Source organism: Tepidiforma sp., assembly GCF_034432735.1.
Classification (GTDB): Bacteria; Chloroflexota; Dehalococcoidia; order Tepidiformales; family Tepidiformaceae; genus Tepidiforma.
On record NZ_DAOUBJ010000153.1, the window covers coordinates 1 to 15,264 of the forward strand.

A 15,264-nucleotide genomic window follows, 5' to 3' on the forward strand; every position below is an offset into this window, starting at 1 on the left:
TAGGCTCATCGCTACCTCGCACGAAGGACAGAGCGGTAGGTAGCCGCAATCCCGGCAGAGCACGAAGCGCGCCGACCCTCGCCGGTTCACGTAAAGAATCACCTGCTCCCCCGCACCGAGGGCTTCCAGAACAGCGCTCCTCAGTGCCCGGCTGAACATGCTCCGGTTCCCCTCCCGGAGCTCCTCCCGCATATCCACCACCTCGACCGTCGGCAACGCCCCCGGGACCGTGCCGCCGCCAGTCGTAGGAACCACCCGCGTCGGCAGCTCCACCCGCAGAATCTGCCCCGTCTCCGCCCGGTGGTAGGTCACGACGTCCGGAGTCGCGCTGCCGAGCACCACTCGCGCGCCCGTAAGTTCCCCCAATTTCAGTGCCACCTCCCGCGCGTGGTACCGCGGCACTGGGTCGGCCTGCTTGTAGCTCCACTCGTGCTCCTCGTCGAGCACCACCAGCCCCAGCCTCCGCACCGGTGCGAAAATCGCGCTCCGCGACCCCAACACGAGCCGGGCCTCGCCCCGGTGCACCCGGAACCACTGGTCGAACTGCTCTCCCGTCGAAAGTCGCGAATGGAAAACTGCCAGCTCGTCCCCGAACCGTTCGCCGAACCGACGAATCGCCTGCGGCGTCAGCGAAATCTCCGGCACCAACACGATCACCCCCCGCCCCTCGCCCAGTGCACGCGCCGCAAGGTCGAGATAGACCTCCGTCTTCCCCGCGCCCGTCACCCCGTGGATCAACGTCACCGGCGCCGCCCATGCCGCATCCGCCGCCGCTCGCTGCTCGGGGCTCAACACAGGCGGCGGCAGGTGGCCACCCCGTACCGCAGCCGCAGGGTCCCGCTCGATCCGCCGGACCAACGTCCGGATGAGCCCCTGCTCCACGAGTCGTTCCAGGTGGCCTGGCCCCGCACCGAGCTCCCGAGCCTCGCTCAGAGCGATCTCCCCCCGCGTCGCCAGCAGCTCCAGCAGCCGACCTTCCACCGTCCGTCGCCTCCGAGCCAGCGCCTCCGCCGCCGCCCGTGCCTCCTCGGGCGGAGCGGCCAGCGCGACACGCCGCTCCAACTTCGGACGCCCAGACGCACGCGTGAGCCCCTGCGTCACCGTCAGGTGCCCGGCCGCTTGCAGCCCCCGAAGCGTCGCCATGGGAACGATCCCGACCGCCTCCCGCAGCTCCTCGAGGGTCACCCGTCCGTGCTCCGCGAGATAGGCCAGGATAGCCCGCTCCTTCGGCCTTACCGGCAAGAGCGGTGGCACCTCCACCGGCGAAACCATCGTCACCGGATTAAGGCCGAACCCTGCCGGCAACAGACACGCCACGCACTCCCACAGCGGCGCGAGGTATTCCTCCGCCATCCAAAGCGCCAGGGCCACCCGGACGTCGTCCAGCAGCGGCTCCGGGTCTATCACCGCGCTCACTGGCCGCACCTCAGCCACCTCGCTCCGCTCGCTCAGCCGCATCACGACTCCCTGCACGATCCGCGGCCCGAACGGCACGAACACCGCCACGCCCGGCTCCACACGCATCCCCTCCGGTACCGCATAGGTGAACGGGCCCCGCGCCGGCAGCCCCGCGTTGACCGCAACCTCAGCGAAGACGGTGCCAGGCGGCGGGACGAACGCAGGATCGAACTCATCAGCCGCCAACGACTCCATCACCTCGCATCGTACGCCGCCGGAATCCCTATCCGGCGGCTTCGCCCTCGGCGGAACGGGCTTTCGGCAGCACCGACGGTTCGGTCACCACAGCCCCGCGCGTGAGCCAAAGAAACAAGGGAATCCCGGCCGCCATCACGAATCCCCCGAAAAAGAACGCCCCCTCCAGTGCCACCGTCGAAACCACCACCCCCGACAGGAGCGAACCGGCCACGATGCCAATCCCGTTCGAGGCCGATGCGAGCCCGAGCACCGTCCCCATCCCCGCACGGCGACCGGCGACCACCTGGATCGCCCCAGCTGCCACCATCGACAACGAACTCGAAGCGCCCATCCCCAGCAACACCACCACCGCCGTCCCGTAATTCGGCACCACCCCGAGGCTCGCCAGCAGCGCCGCATACGCCCCCAGCCCCCCCGCCACCAACATTCGCCGGTCGTACCGGTCGGCGATGCGCCCAAAAACCGGCTGCGCCAGCCCCCCCGTAATGTCCTGCGTCGCGAACGCGATCCCGATCATGATCGGCGTCGCGCCGATACCTTGCTCCAGGCGCAACGCCAAAAAACTCAAGCTCGCGCCCACCGCCACCGCAACCAGCCCCGCATGGAGCGTCACCGCAGCGACCACCCGGTCGCTCAATGCCTCGCCGAACGTTCGCTCCGCCCGCGCCACACGCTCCCCATTCCGTCGCATCGCCCGCCGCTCCAACTCCGCCGGGCTATGTCGCGGCAGCCAGAATGCCAACACCAGCGCCGAAAGCGCCATCATCGAGGCCATCGCCACGAACACCGAGCGAAACCCCAGCAACTCGCGCAAAAACCCCGCCGCCAGCGGGCCCGTCCCGAAACCCACGATATCCGCCGTCGCGAATACCCCTAGCCATCGCCCCTCTTGCCCCTTCGGGGTCAGGTCACCCACGTACGCTCGCGCCACCGAAAAGATCAGGCTCGTCCCCAGCCCCGAAAACGCCCGAAACGCGATCACCTGGTAGAAACTCTGAGCCGTCAGGTAGCCGAGCGCCGCCACCAAATAGACCAAAAGCCCCGCCACGATGAACGGTTTCCGCCCGTATCGGTCCGAGAGCCGCCCAGCGAACGGCCCGACGAACGTCTGCACAATCGCAAAAATCGAAAACGTCAGCCCGAGCCAAATCCCCGAGGCCCCCAGCTCCTCCGCGTAAACCGGCAGCAACGGGCTCACCATCGAAATCCCCATCGTCGCCACGAAAACCGCCACGTACAGCGCAACGAAGGGACGCGAACGCATCCCCCCGAGCCTACCCGATCCCCACCCCGACCGCTCGGTGAGCCTTCCCCAGCACCGATGCTACACTCGCATGAGCCCGTTCCCCTCCGAGTTGCCCATGCGAAAAATCTTCGACGTTCACATCCACTTTCCCCGAAACTGGGATAACCCGGACGAGGACCAGGCACCGATGGTCGACCGCCTCGCCGAGATCGCCGTCCGCGTCGGCATTACCAAAGGCTGCATGCTCACCGGCGGGCGATTCGGTCCAACCTACGAGCGCGGAATGGAAATCCTCGAGCGCTACCGCGACCTCTTCATCCCCGTCGCCGTCATCGACCCCGAAGAAATCGGGCCCGAAGAAGTCCAACACCTCTACGACATGGGGTATCGTGGCCTCAAGCTCATCGGCGTCGCCCGCCCCTACGACGAACCCGATTACCTCCCCACCTATGCCCGCGCCGAACAGCTCGGCATGCCCATCCTCTTCCACCTTGGGGTCATCGGCGGAGGCATCGACTACTCCATCACCCACCCCCGTCGCTCCGCCGCCGCCGCACAGATGTACCAGCGCATGATGGCCATGCAAAACCGCCTGCCACCGCGGAACGTCTCCGCCACCCGTATGTCCCCCCTTCACCTCGATACCCTCGCCAACCGCTTCCCCCGGCTCAAGATCATCGGCGCCCACATCGGCAACCAGGGCAACTACGACTACGCCGCCTCCGTCGCCCGCTGGCGCCACAACGTCTGGTTCGACATGAGCGGGGGCGAGACCATCGAACGCCACCTCGTCGAGAGAAAACTCCTCGCCGCCAACTCCCAAGGCGAATTTGGCGTCGAGAAGCTCGTCTGGGGCAGCGACTGCAACATGGACGATATCGCCGACCACATCCGGCGCTTCGAAATCATCTACGAACAACTCGGGCTCACCGAAGACGAGCAGGAGCGGCTCTGGTGGCGCAACGCCGCCGAAATCTACGGCCTCGAAGAGCCCGTGTTCGCCGCGGAGTAACCCCCTGGCAGCAGCAACCCCCTCGGCCGTCACCGGCGGCGGGCCGCTCGCCCGCGTCGTGCTCCTCGCCCTCGTCGCCGCCGCCGGGCTCGTCGCCTCCGTGACCATCCGCCCCGAACTCCCATGGCTCCCTTGGCTCACCGCCCTCCTCGTCGCCCTCGGAACTGACGGCATCGTCCGGCGCCACCCAGCCTGGTCCGGCGGCCCCTTCGATGCCGCCGTCTCGACTTTCCTCCCCGCCCTCTCCGTCCTTGGTGCCGCCCTCTTCATCGACCACGCCGTCGAAGGCTACGCCCGCCCCGCTCTCGCCGCCCTCGCCGCCCTCAGCGTTGGCATCGTCGCTTTCGGCGAATACCAGACCGTCGACGTCCGTGCCCACCTCTACGGCCCCTTCCGTCTCGTCATGGCCGTCGCCACTTACCTCGTCGCATTCTCCTTCTACGCCGTCCTCTTCACCCGCGACGATCCCCTTCCCCTCGCGAGCCTCGCCGTCGGAGCCGTCAGCATGCTCCTCGCCCTCGAGCTCCTCCGCGAGAGCCGCCTCACCGGCCCCAGCTCCTTCCTCGTCTCCATCGCCATCGGCATATCCCTCGCCGAGCTTCGCCTCGCGCTCTACTTCTTCCCGCTCGATGGCATCCTCGCCGGCGCCCTCCTCATCATCGCCTTCTACCTCGCCACCGGCATCGTCCACCACCTCCTCGACCACGACCTCGAATGGAAAACCGCTGCCGAGTACGCCGTCGTCACCGTCGTCGCCTCGGCAGCGGTCATCTTCGCTCGCGCATTCGCCTAGTCCACTAGGCCGCGTTCTGGCCCTGGCCTCGGTCAGCAGCTCCCGGCCAGCCGGCCACACGCTGCATCCGCTGAATGCCGTGTGACCGCGTCATGTGCCGCGCGAGCCACTGACGCTCCGCCTCGATCCCAGCCACGAAACGCGCGCTGCAAACCGGACAAATCGTCATCTCCTTCGCTCCTTTCTCGGATTCTAGTATCGACCGGCCCATGTCAACGAACCGATCCGGGCAAACCCCGGGCGCCGGGGTCCATCCCCCCAGGTCTCGGCCTTGCTCGCTCGCCCTGGGTAAGGTCAACTACCGCCGTGGCCCGGCTCACCATCTGCTCTTGGAACGTCAACGGCCTCCGCGCCACCCTCAAAGGGGGCCACCTCCAGGCCTGGCTCCAGTCAACGCGCCCCGACATCGCAGGCTTCCAAGAAGTCAAGGCCACACCCGAACAGATCGACGAGGAGCCCTGGAAGGCCCTCGGTTACCGATCCTGGTGGCACCCAGCCCAGCGCCCAGGCTACAGCGGGTCGCTCCTGCTCTCCAAACCCGAGCCGCTCGAAGTCCGCCTCGGGCTCGGCATCGAACGCTTCGACATCGAAGGGCGCGTCATCCAGGCCGATTACCCGGAGTTCACCCTTCTCACATCCTACTACCCAAATGCCGGCCGTGGCGAGGATCGCCTCGCCTACAAACTCGAGTTCTACGAAGCCTTCCTCGCCCATCTCGACCACCTCCGCGGCCAGGGCCGCTCCCTCGTCTTCATGGGCGACTTCAACATCGCCCACACCGAGCTCGACGTGGCCCGCCCCCAGGAGGCCCTCAAAGGCACCGGGTTCCTCCCCGAAGAACGCGCCTGGATCTCCCGCATCATCGAAAGCGGCTATGTCGATACCTTCCGCGCCCTCCACCCCGAACAGCGCGACGCCTACACCTACTGGGACCCCTGGCGCGACCGCCGCGCGCGCAACATCGGCTGGCGCATCGACTACGTCTTTGTCTCCCAAGATCTCATGCCCCGCGTCCGGCGCGCCTTCATCCAACCCGAAGTCATGGGCTCCGACCATTGCCCCGTCGGCATCGAACTCGAAATCTAGCCGCCGCCTACCCTCGGCCTTTGACCCCGCGCCCGTGCCTTCGTATGGTGTAGAACAGAACGGCGCCCGCCGGCGGTCAGCGTGCCGCCGTTCCGTTCAGGTCGGGGTGTGGCGCAGCCTGGTAGCGCACTTGAATGGGGTTCAAGAGGTCCCGCGTTCGAATCGCGGCACCCCGACCACTCCAACACCGTCGAACCCCATACCACCTGCTGTCACCCCTCACCCGTCGCCGGCCGAAAATACGGCAGCGTCACCTCCTCCGTCACGTCGTCGAACACCACCTCCAACCGCATCCCGATTTTCACCCGGTCCGGATCGACCTCCACCAAGCGCGACGTCATCCGCGGCCCCTCGTCCAGCTCCACCACCGCAATCACGAAAGGCACGTCCCCCTCGAAGTCCGGTGACGTCGGACGTCGGGCCACCGTGTAGCTGTAGAGCGTCCCCCTCCCCGACGCCTCGACCCACTCGAGCCGATTCGAAAGACACCTCGGACAGTGCGACCGAGGGTAGAAGAACACGTGCCCCTCGTCGCACCGCTGGAGCAGCAAGCGATGCTGCCGCGTCCCCTCCCAGAACGGCTGCGTCACCGGCGTCGGCACAGGCAACGGCTCCACGTTCACCCGATACTTTGGCATCCCTCATTCCCCCCGCAGCACTATCGAAACCTGCTCGCTCATCAAGCCGCCGTTGCCATGCACGAAAACCGTATCGCACTTCCGTAGCTGTCGGTCCCCCGCGCGCCCCGTCAACTGCAAAAAAGCCTCCGTAATGTGCGACATTCCCCCAGCCATCCCCGCCTGCCCGAAAGAAAGCTGGCCGCCGTGCGTGTTCATCGGAAAATCCCCCGCGTACGTCAGGTCGTGTTCCTCCACAAACTTCCCCGCTTCGCCCTTCCCGCAGAAACCCGCGTCTTCCAACGTCAGCAACACCGTGATCGTATAGCAGTCGTAGAGCGAAGCCAGGTCGACATCCGACCGCTTCACCCCAGCCATCGCAAAAGCGCGATCCGCTGCAGCCTTGATAGGCGTCTCCGTGAAACTTGGGTCGTAGGTCACCGACAAATGGGTCGTGTTCTCGCCCCCGCCGATCACGAACGCCGGCCGATGCTTCGCCCGCTTCGCCCTCTCCCGTGAGGTCACCACCACCGCCGCACCACCGAAGCATGGCATCACGATCTCCAACAGGTGGAGCGGGTCCACGATCATCGGCGAATTCAGCACATCGTCGATGTCGATCGGCTCGCGAAACACCGCTTTCGGATTCGCCATCGCATTCTTCCGCTGGTCCACCGCCACCTTCGCTCGTTGCGCGTCCGTCAGCCCGAACTCATAGGCGTACCGGTTCGCAATCATTGCGTAGGCGTAATTCTGCCCCACCGCCCCGAACGGATAGTCGAATTCCCCCATCGGCGAGCCCCAAGCGCCCATCCGGAACGTCGGCCCGCCCCCCTTCGGATTCTTCGGGCGCGGCAGCGTGTGCACCATGCAGAGCGCCGTCTCGCACAGGCCCATCTCGATGGCCATCGCCGCACGGAGCACCGCTCCCGCGCCCGTGGCGCCCCCGAGGTCCACAACCTCCGAAAAATGCGAGCCAATCCCCAAATACTCCGTCAGGTGGCCCGGCGCAAAAAGCCCGCCCGAATCGGCCAAGTGTCCCGTCAGCAGAGCGTCGACATCGCCATGCCGAAAACCGGCGTCCTCAAGCGCCAGCCGTGCCAGCTCCGCGTACGCCTCCAACCCCATCCACGTACGGTCGGGCCTCCGCACCGGGGCGAACTCGGCGATACCCACGATCGCCGCCTCGCCACGCAATCCAGCCATACTCGAACCTCCTTCGGCGCTCCTTCGACGGGCCGCATCCTACCCGCACCACCCCCAAAGCGCGACGCCACCAGCCAGTTCCCCTCGAACCCCAACACAAAAAAGGCCCCGCCATCGGAGCCCGGAAAAGAAAACTGGAGGCGCCAGCCGGAATCGAACCGGCGATAAAGGTTTTGCAGACCTCTGCCTTACCACTTGGCCATGGCGCCGGTTACGTGCGATTGGTGCCCAGGGTGAGATTTGAACTCACACGCCTGTACGGCACTGCCCCCTCAAGACAGCGTGTCTGCCATTCCACCACCTGGGCAACTCCGCCACATCCTACGAACCTCCCCGGCCTGCGGCAAGCGCCTGAGGGTCGGCGCCCAGGAAGGTCCTGGCAGGGGTGGCAGGACTCGAACCCGCGACACTCGGTTTTGGAGACCGATGCTCTACCAGCTGAGCTACACCCCTGTCCGCTCTCAATCGTAACAAAGCCGCGCCAATGCGGAACACCTACGCCGCCCACGGATGGCTTTCCATCGAACCACAAGCCGGACACCGCGGAAACCGCGTCACTCGCGGTCGCTCTCCGAACTGAAACCGCGCTCCGCACCGGTCGCACTCCAGCTTGCGGAACATCTTGCCCGCCGCCAACTTCCCTGCCCACCTCGGGCCCGATAGCCTGCGCTCCTCCACCGCAATACCCTCCTGTTATCACCATCGTCAGCGGACCCCCCACCCGTAGCCCCCCGACACCCCGCTCGCAGCCCGGACGCTACCGCGCACCCACCCTATACTTCGCACGATGGAATCCCCCCGGCACCTCCTCAGCTCCGCCCAGCTCACCCCCGAAGAAACCCTCTACCTCCTCGACCTCGCCGCTGCCCTCAAGCGCCGCCCCCAGCGCATCCTCCCCGGCAAACATCTCGCCCTTCTCTTCGAAAAGGCCTCCCTTCGCACCCGCGTCAGCTTCGAAATCGCCATGGACCACCTCGGCGCGCACACCATGTACCTCGACCCACGCGAAGTCGGCCTCGGCGAGCGCGAAGCCATCCGCGATGTCGCCCGCGTCATCGCCCGCTACGTCGATATCGTCGCCGTCCGCACCTACGGCCAGACCATCATCGAAGAATACGCCCGCTTCTCCTCCATCCCCGTCATCAACGCCCTCACCGACGAAGAACACCCCTGCCAAGCCCTCGCCGACCTCCTCACCCTCCGCGAGCACCTCGGCACCGACCTCCGCGGACACTCACTCGCCTTCGTCGGCGACGGCAACAACGTCTCCACCAGCCTCGTCATCACCGCCACCGCTCTCGGCATGGATGTCCGCATCGCGTCGCCGCCCCGCTACCAGCTCCCCGAATGGGCCCTCGTCGAAGCCCAGACACGAGCCCGCAACTCCGGGGGCACCTTCCTCGCCACCACCGACCCCGTCGAAGCCGTTCGCGGCGCCGAAGCCGTCTACACCGACGTCTGGACCTCCATGGGCCAAGAGCGCGAAGCCGAACGTCGCAAAATCGACTTCGCCGCCTACCAGCTCAACAGCGCCCTCGTCGCCCACGCGAAACCAGGCGCCTTCATCATGCACGACCTCCCCGCCCACCGCGGCGAAGAAATCACCGACGACGTCTTCGAATCCCCCACCTCCATCATCTTCGACCAGGCCGAAAACCGAACCTGGGCTCAGGCCGCCGTCGTCGCCTTCCTCCTCGGAGCAGATCGCGCAATCCAACCCTAACCGGCCATTCCCTCCCCGGCAGCGTATCATGAGGCGGCCCGCGCCCCGGGCCACCCTAACTTCACCATGTTCGACATCCAAGACATCCGCGACGTCCTCGACCAGTTCACCATCACCAGCGCGGTCGATATCCTCCTCCTCGCCGTCCTCATCTACGCCTCCCTACGCCTCCTGAGCGGAACCCGGGCCATGACCCAACTGCGTGGCGTCATCGCCCTCTTCCTCCTCTTCGTCGTCCTTGGCCGGGCCCTCGACCTCGTCGTCATCAACTTCCTCGTCGAACATTCCGTCACCGCCCTCCTCGTCGGCGCCGTCATCATCTTCCAGCCTGAAATCCGCCGCACGCTCGACCGCCTCGGCCGCACCGGCTTCGCCGATTGGTTCCGCTCCACCGAATACCACGACGTCATCGAAGCCGTCGCCCGCGCCGCCGGCCGCATGTCGGCCGCCCGCCACGGCGCCATCATCGTCATCGAACGCGAGACCGGCCTCCAGGACGTCATCGAAACCGGCGTACCTCTCGACGCTCGCGTCTCCGCCGAACTCCTCGCCAACATCTTCTTCCCCAACTCCCCCCTCCACGATATGGCCGTCGTCATCCGCGACCAGCGCGTCGTCGCAGCTGGGTGCGTCCTCCCCCTCGCCTCCCAGCTCGACGATCGACACCTCGGCACCCGCCACCGCGCCGCTCTTGGCATCACCGAAACCACCGATGCCCTCGTCGTCGTCGTCTCCGAGGAGACCGGCGAGATCAACGTCGCACTCGACGGCCGCCTCACCCACATCCCCGACGAACACCGGCTCCGAGCCGTCCTCGAATGGGTACTCGCCCCCGAAACAGCTACCCCCGGTCAGGCCCCGGCCGAGGTCGGACGATGACCCCTCGCAACCATCGCCCCCCCTCGCGCCGTCAGCAAGCCGCTCAACTCATCCGCGGTACCAGCCGCTCCCTCCGCGAACACTGGCCCCAAGCCGCCTTCAGCCTCGTCGCAGCCTTCACGATCTGGTTCATCGTCCAAGACGTCGAGAACCCACGGGCCTCCGTCACCTTCCCCGACGAGAGCAAACCCGCCTCCATCGTCGTCACGCCCGAGAACGCCGGTCGCTACATCGTTCGCCAAAACCACTCCGTCCGCGTCATCGTCGAAGGTCGCCAGGACGACCTCGCCGCCCTCGCACCCACCGACTTCGAAGCCCGCGTCGACGTCTCCGGGATGCAGCCCGGCGTCGAAGAGTTCCGGCGCGTCCGCGTCACCGCCCGGCGGTCAGGCATCCGCATCCTCCAGGTCATCCCCTCGCAAGTCCCCATCACCCTCGTCGAGCCAGCCACCCGCGAACTCCCCGTCACCATCCGCCGCTCCGGCCAGCTCCCCACCGGCTTCCTCGAAGACGAATCCGGCACCACCGTCGAGCCCGCCGTCGTCACCATCTCCGGCCTCCCCGAACGCGTCGAAGCCGTCCAGTCCGTCGACCTCGACGTCAACCTGAGCGGCGTCAAAGACCAGCCCTACATCGTCACCGGCGAACTCGTCGCCAGGTCGGCCAGCGGGACCGTCGAAACCGTCACCATCGAACCTGCCCGCGCTACCGCCACCATCAAAATCACCCAGGCCTTCGTCCAGCGCACCCTCCCCGTCCGTGTCGACCTCGCCGGCGCCCCAGCCACCGGCTACCGCGTCGCCTCCATCACCGTCGACCCCTCCAGCGTCAACGCCTCCGGCGAGCGAGCAGTCCTCAACGACCTCACCGCCGTCACCACCGAAAAAATCGACGTCACCGGTGCCAAAGCCGAACTGCGGCTCGTTCGCAACCTCGTCGCCATCCCCAACGTTTCCCTCGATCGTCGGAACGTCACCGTCACCGTCCGCTTCGAGCCCATCCCCGTCGCTGCATCCCTCCTCGTCGCACCCGAGCTCCAAAACCTCCCTCCGGGCTTCGTCCGCGACCCATCCCGACCACTCGCCGTCGAAGTCACCGTCAGCGGCCCCGCCGACACCGTCGCCGCCCTCAAACCAACCGACATCAAGGCGGTCGTATCCCTCACGGGTGCCGTCGCCGGAACGGCCGCCTATCCTGTAACAGTGACAGGCCCCTCCGGACTCACCATCACCGCACTCCCAACGGTCAACGTCACCCTCGTCCAGGTAACACCGTGACAGCTACCGACCTCCTCCCCCGAGTCGTCATCGTCGGTCGCCCCAACGTCGGCAAATCCTCCATCTTCAACCGCGTCGTTGGCGAGCGGCGTGCCATCGTCGAAGACGAACCCGGCACCACCCGCGACCGCCTCGAAGCCGACGTCGAATGGCTCGACCGCCGATTCCGCATCATCGACACCGGCGGCTACGAGACCGACCATCAGAACGTCTACGCCCCACTCGTCATGGGGCAAGTCCAAGCCGCCATCGACACCGCCGCCGTCATCGTCTTCGTCGTCGACGCGCGCGACGGCCTCACCGCCAGCGACTACGACATGGCCGACGTCGTCCGGCGAGCCCAGAAGCCCACCATCCTCGTCGCCAACAAAGCCGACAACGAATCGCGCGAACTCACCGGCATCGCCGAAGCCTCCGCCCTCGGCTTCGGCGAGCCCCTCCCCATCAGCGCCCTCCACGACATCAACGTCCGCACCATGCTCGACCGAGTCGTCGAACTCCTCCCCGACATCCCCCTCCTCCCCGAGACCGACCGCACACGCGTCGCCATCATCGGACGCCCCAACGTCGGAAAATCCATGCTCGTCAACGCCATCCTCGGCAGCGAACGCGTCATCGTCAGCGACGTCGCCGGCACCACCCGCGACGCCATCGACACCGAAATCGACACCCCAGAAGGCGCCTTCGTCCTCATCGATACCGCCGGCGTGCGGCGCCCCGGCAAACTCGGAAAAGGCGTCGAGCGCCACTCCGTCCTTCGCACCACCAAAGCCGTCGAGCGCTGCGACGTCGCAGTCCTCGTGATCGATGGCACCGAAGGCGTCACCGCCCAGGATACCCACATCGCCGGCATCGCCCTCGAACACGCGAAAGGGCTCGTCATCGCCGTCAACAAAATCGACCTCTGGGAAGACCCCGCCGAGCGCAAAGCCTGGGCCGAACGCCAAATGCGGAGCCGCATCAGGTTCCTCCCGTGGGCCCTCTACACCTACGTCTCCGCCCTCGAGCGACGCGGCCTCTCCGAACTCCTCACCCTCGTCCAGGCCGCCCGTGAGGCCCGACGTCGCCGCATCCCGACCCCCGAGCTCAACGCCATCCTCGCCAAAGCCATCCGCGACCACGTGCCCCCCGTCGTCCACAACCGGCGCTTCAAGCTCTACTACGCCACACAGGCCGACATCGACCCGCCCACCTTCGTTCTCTTCGTCAACGACCCCGAACTCGTCCACTTCAGCTACCGGCGCTACCTCGAACGCGCCATTCGCGAAGCCGCCGATTTCCAAGGAACAGCCATCACGCTGGTCTTCAGGGCCCGCTCGGGCGAAGATACGCCCTCGTGATCGACTACGTCCTCAACGCACTCCTCGGCTACCTCCTCGGCTCCCTACCCTGGGGGCTCATCGTCGGCTACCTCTGGCTCGGCCGCGATATCCGCCAATCCGGCAGCGGCAAAACCGGAACCACCAACGTCCTCCGCACAGCCGGCAAAGTGCCCGCCGCCATCGTCATGGTCCTCGATATCGCCAAAGGAACCGTACCCGCCCTCGTCGGCCGTTACCTCTTCGAAAGCAACGAAGTCGCCGCCGTCGGCGCAGGTGCGGCCATCGTCGGACACATCTGGCCCATCTTCGCCGGCTTTCGCGGCGGCCGTGGCGTCGCCAGCACCTACGGCGGCATCCTCGGCCTCGCACCCCTCGTATCGCTCCTCTTTCCCCTCATCGGCGCCGTCCTCGTCGCCACCACCCGCTACGTCTCCTTCATGTCCGTCGTCGGAGTCCCCCTCTGTGCCGCCATCGTCTGCGGCCTCGCCCTCGCCGGCAGCACCGACCCCGCCTTCGCCTGGTACGCACTCTTCGCCACGGCACTCGTCGAGTACAAACACATCCCCAACATCCGGCGCCTCCTCAACGGCACCGAACCGCGCATCGGCCAGGGCGGCGACCGGCCAGCCACAGGCTAATGCCCGCCTACGCCGTTCTCGGCGCCACCTCCTGGGGCGTCACCCTCGCCGCCCTCCTCGAACGTGCCGGCAATCAGGTCCTCCTCCTCACCCGCTCCGAAGTCGAAGCCCACGCCCTCCGCGCCGCCGGCGGCCTGGAACGCCTCGGAGCCGGCCGCGTCCTCGGCCCCCGCGTCACCATCCATCCCGTCCCCGTCCCCTCCGACCATACCCGCCACCTCCAAGGCGCCCTCATCGCCGTACCCTCCCACACCTTTCGCGAATCCGTCATCGCCAGCGGACTCAGCCCCAGCCTCCCCGTCGTCTCCGCCACCAAAGGCCTCGACCTCGCAACCTCGCACCGAATGTCCGAAATCCTCGCCGATCTCGGCTTCCACCCCACCCGGACCGGCGCCCTCTCCGGGCCAAACCTCGCCCACGAAATCATCCGTGGCCTCCCCGCCGCCGCCGTCGTCGCCCTCCCCGACCCCGAACTCGCCCGCCAGTGGCAGGCAGCCCTCTCCGCAGGCACTTTCCGCGTCTACGCCTCCACCGACGTCGTCGGCGTCGAGCTCGCCGGCGCCCTCAAGAACGTCATCGCCATCGCCGCCGGCGCTGCCTGGGGGCTCGGGTTCGGTGCCAACGCCGTCGCCGCCATCATGACCCGCGGCCTCGCCGAAATCACCCGGCTCGGGCTCGCCCTCGGTGGCGAGATAGCCACCTTCAACGGCCTCGCCGGCGTCGGAGACCTCGCTGCCACCTGCTTCTCCCACCTCAGCCGCAACCGCCGCTTCGGCGAACTCCTCGCAGCCGGCCGAACCCCCGCACAAGCCGTCGCCGAGATCGGCGAAACCGTCGAAGGCGCCCACACCGCCCCCATCGCCCTCCGACTCGCCGCCGCCGCCGGAGTCGAACTCCCCATCACCGCCGAAGTTGCAGCCGTGATCGGCGGCGAGCGAACCGTCCCCGAAGCCATGCTCCGCTTGCTCGGCCGCCCCCTCGCCCGCGAAGACCTCCCCGGCCCCTGATGGTACGATCCAACCGATGCCATCCCCCGGCGTTCAGCGCTTCATCGATACCCTCGCCCAGGGCGTCCACCCGCGCCCCAGCGACCTCTCTGCCCTCTCCGACCTCGACCGCGCCGACGCCACCTACCTCCGCCAACGCTGGCTCGAAATCCCCCTTCACGAGCGAGAATTCCTCCTCGAAGAAGCCTACGAACTCGCCGACGACGACATCGCCCTCGACTTCACCGCCCTCGGCCGCATCGGCCTCACCGACCCCGAACCAACCGTTCGCCTCCGCGCAATCCAAGCCCTCTGGGAATCCCTCGACCCCACCGCAGGCGACCTCCTCGTCACCCTCGTCGAATCCGAACGAGACCTCGAAGTCCGGGCCGCTGCCGCCCGTGCCCTCCTCCGCTACCTCGAATCCGCCGAGTACGGCCGCCTTCCCCAGCCAATCGCCGCTCGCATGGTCGAAGCACTCCTCGCCGCCGCCGAGAGTGGCAGCGAATCCCTCCGCGCCGCCGCCGTCGAAGCCCTCGGCCCCAGCGGCGACCCGCGCGTCCCCAACATCATCGAAGCCGCCTACGAAAGCGGCTTGCCCGTCCTCCGCCTCGCTGCCCTCCGCGCCATGGGCTACTCCGCCCAAGAGCGCTGGGTCGAATACATCGCCGAACAGCTCACCGCCGAAGACCCAGAAATGCGATTCGAGGCCGCCCTCGCGGCCGGCACCCTCGGCTCCGAAGAGCTCGTCCCGGCCCTCGGCGAAGCCCTCCAAGATAGCGACGCCGAAGTCCTTTTCGCCGTCATCGAAGCCCTCGGCGAT

The 15,264-nt window shown here is 67.1% G+C and carries 14 protein-coding genes and 4 tRNA genes; 11 read left to right on the forward strand and 7 right to left on the reverse strand.

The window, feature by feature from the left end:
- On the reverse strand, positions 1–1,653 hold a 1,653-nt coding region (gene priA / locus VAE53_RS12890; protein WP_322819784.1), incomplete at its 3' end, for a primosomal protein N'.
- 28 nt (positions 1,654–1,681) lie between these two features.
- Positions 1,682–2,920 (reverse strand): MFS transporter, encoded by a 1,239-nt coding sequence (locus tag VAE53_RS12895; RefSeq protein WP_322819785.1) that lies wholly within the window; start codon positions 2,918–2,920, stop codon positions 1,682–1,684.
- A 70-nt stretch (positions 2,921–2,990) separates the two neighbouring features.
- Here VAE53_RS12895 and VAE53_RS12900 point away from each other — a divergent pair, with 70 nt between their 5' ends.
- The 4 genes from VAE53_RS12900 to VAE53_RS12915 all read left to right on the forward strand — a co-directional run bounded on the left by VAE53_RS12900 (position 2,991) and on the right by VAE53_RS12915 (position 5,972).
- Positions 2,991–3,914 (forward strand): amidohydrolase family protein, encoded by a 924-nt coding sequence (locus VAE53_RS12900; RefSeq protein WP_322819786.1) that lies wholly within the window; start codon positions 2,991–2,993, stop codon positions 3,912–3,914.
- A gap of 58 nt (positions 3,915–3,972) precedes the next feature.
- On the forward strand, positions 3,973–4,707 hold the full coding sequence (locus VAE53_RS12905; protein ID WP_322819787.1) for a hypothetical protein: 735 nt from the start codon (positions 3,973–3,975) through the stop codon (positions 4,705–4,707).
- A gap of 306 nt (positions 4,708–5,013) precedes the next feature.
- The gene (locus tag VAE53_RS12910) at positions 5,014–5,793 is read left to right on the forward strand and encodes an exodeoxyribonuclease III (protein ID WP_322819788.1); all 780 of its coding nucleotides are present in this window, start codon (positions 5,014–5,016) and stop codon (positions 5,791–5,793) included.
- A 102-nt stretch (positions 5,794–5,895) separates the two neighbouring features.
- Positions 5,896–5,972 (forward strand) — tRNA-Pro (locus VAE53_RS12915).
- Between the two features lie 33 nt (positions 5,973–6,005).
- Here the strand turns inward: VAE53_RS12915 and VAE53_RS12920 are convergent.
- The 5 genes from VAE53_RS12920 to VAE53_RS12940 all read right to left on the reverse strand — a co-directional run bounded on the left by VAE53_RS12920 (position 6,006) and on the right by VAE53_RS12940 (position 8,069).
- The gene (locus VAE53_RS12920; RefSeq protein WP_322819789.1) at positions 6,006–6,431 is read right to left on the reverse strand and encodes a Zn-ribbon domain-containing OB-fold protein; all 426 of its coding nucleotides are present in this window, start codon (positions 6,429–6,431) and stop codon (positions 6,006–6,008) included.
- A gap of 3 nt (positions 6,432–6,434) precedes the next feature.
- Entirely contained in the window at positions 6,435–7,616 is a 1,182-nt protein-coding gene (locus tag VAE53_RS12925; protein ID WP_322819790.1) for a thiolase family protein, read from the reverse strand.
- A 135-nt stretch (positions 7,617–7,751) separates the two neighbouring features.
- Positions 7,752–7,825 (reverse strand) — tRNA-Cys (locus VAE53_RS12930).
- A 13-nt stretch (positions 7,826–7,838) separates the two neighbouring features.
- Positions 7,839–7,923 (reverse strand) — tRNA-Leu (locus tag VAE53_RS12935).
- Between the two features lie 70 nt (positions 7,924–7,993).
- Positions 7,994–8,069, reverse strand: a tRNA-Trp gene (locus tag VAE53_RS12940).
- Between the two features lie 334 nt (positions 8,070–8,403).
- Between VAE53_RS12940 and argF the strand changes: the two genes are divergently transcribed.
- The 7 genes from argF to VAE53_RS12975 form a co-directional block, all read left to right on the forward strand.
- Positions 8,404–9,339, forward strand: coding sequence for an ornithine carbamoyltransferase (argF, locus tag VAE53_RS12945; RefSeq protein ID WP_322819791.1), 936 nt, complete (start codon positions 8,404–8,406; stop codon positions 9,337–9,339).
- A gap of 66 nt (positions 9,340–9,405) precedes the next feature.
- Positions 9,406–10,218 carry a diadenylate cyclase CdaA gene (gene cdaA, locus VAE53_RS12950; RefSeq protein WP_322819792.1) on the forward strand — a complete coding sequence of 271 codons (813 nt, stop codon included), beginning with the start codon at positions 9,406–9,408 and terminating at the stop codon, positions 10,216–10,218.
- The gene (locus tag VAE53_RS12955; protein ID WP_322819793.1) at positions 10,215–11,495 is read left to right on the forward strand and encodes a CdaR family protein; all 1,281 of its coding nucleotides are present in this window, start codon (positions 10,215–10,217) and stop codon (positions 11,493–11,495) included. The genes cdaA and VAE53_RS12955 overlap by 4 nt, the downstream gene beginning before the upstream one ends.
- A complete protein-coding gene (der, locus tag VAE53_RS12960) occupies positions 11,492–12,835 on the forward strand; it encodes a ribosome biogenesis GTPase Der (protein ID WP_369294056.1) in 1,344 nt (447 codons plus the stop codon). Before VAE53_RS12955 ends, der begins: the two co-directional genes overlap by 4 nt.
- Positions 12,832–13,455: a glycerol-3-phosphate 1-O-acyltransferase PlsY gene (gene plsY / locus VAE53_RS12965; RefSeq protein WP_322819794.1), complete on the forward strand. Its 624-nt coding sequence runs from the start codon at positions 12,832–12,834 to the stop codon at positions 13,453–13,455. The genes der and plsY overlap by 4 nt, the downstream gene beginning before the upstream one ends.
- Positions 13,455–14,462: an NAD(P)H-dependent glycerol-3-phosphate dehydrogenase gene (locus VAE53_RS12970; RefSeq protein ID WP_322819795.1), complete on the forward strand. Its 1,008-nt coding sequence runs from the start codon at positions 13,455–13,457 to the stop codon at positions 14,460–14,462. The genes plsY and VAE53_RS12970 overlap by 1 nt, the downstream gene beginning before the upstream one ends.
- A 16-nt stretch (positions 14,463–14,478) precedes the next feature.
- Positions 14,479–15,264, forward strand: a 786-nt coding sequence (locus VAE53_RS12975) for a HEAT repeat domain-containing protein (RefSeq protein WP_322819796.1), incomplete at its 3' end; no start/stop codon positions are given.

Excerpts from the sequence above, each read along its gene's own strand:
- VAE53_RS12970 (WP_322819795.1), top strand. The coding sequence starts at position 13,455 with ATGCCCGCCTACGCCGTTCTCGGCGCCACCTCCTGGGGCGTCACCCTC.
- VAE53_RS12955 (WP_322819793.1), top strand. The coding sequence starts at position 10,215 with ATGACCCCTCGCAACCATCGCCCCCCCTCGCGCCGTCAGCAAGCCGCT.
- VAE53_RS12925 (WP_322819790.1), bottom strand. The coding sequence starts at position 7,616 with ATGGCTGGATTGCGTGGCGAGGCGGCGATCGTGGGTATCGCCGAGTTC.
- VAE53_RS12895 (WP_322819785.1), bottom strand. The coding sequence starts at position 2,920 with ATGCGTTCGCGTCCCTTCGTTGCGCTGTACGTGGCGGTTTTCGTGGCG.
- cdaA (WP_322819792.1), top strand. The coding sequence starts at position 9,406 with ATGTTCGACATCCAAGACATCCGCGACGTCCTCGACCAGTTCACCATC.
- argF (WP_322819791.1), top strand. The coding sequence starts at position 8,404 with ATGGAATCCCCCCGGCACCTCCTCAGCTCCGCCCAGCTCACCCCCGAA.
- VAE53_RS12900 (WP_322819786.1), top strand. The coding sequence starts at position 2,991 with ATGAGCCCGTTCCCCTCCGAGTTGCCCATGCGAAAAATCTTCGACGTT.
- VAE53_RS12920 (WP_322819789.1), bottom strand. The coding sequence starts at position 6,431 with ATGCCAAAGTATCGGGTGAACGTGGAGCCGTTGCCTGTGCCGACGCCG.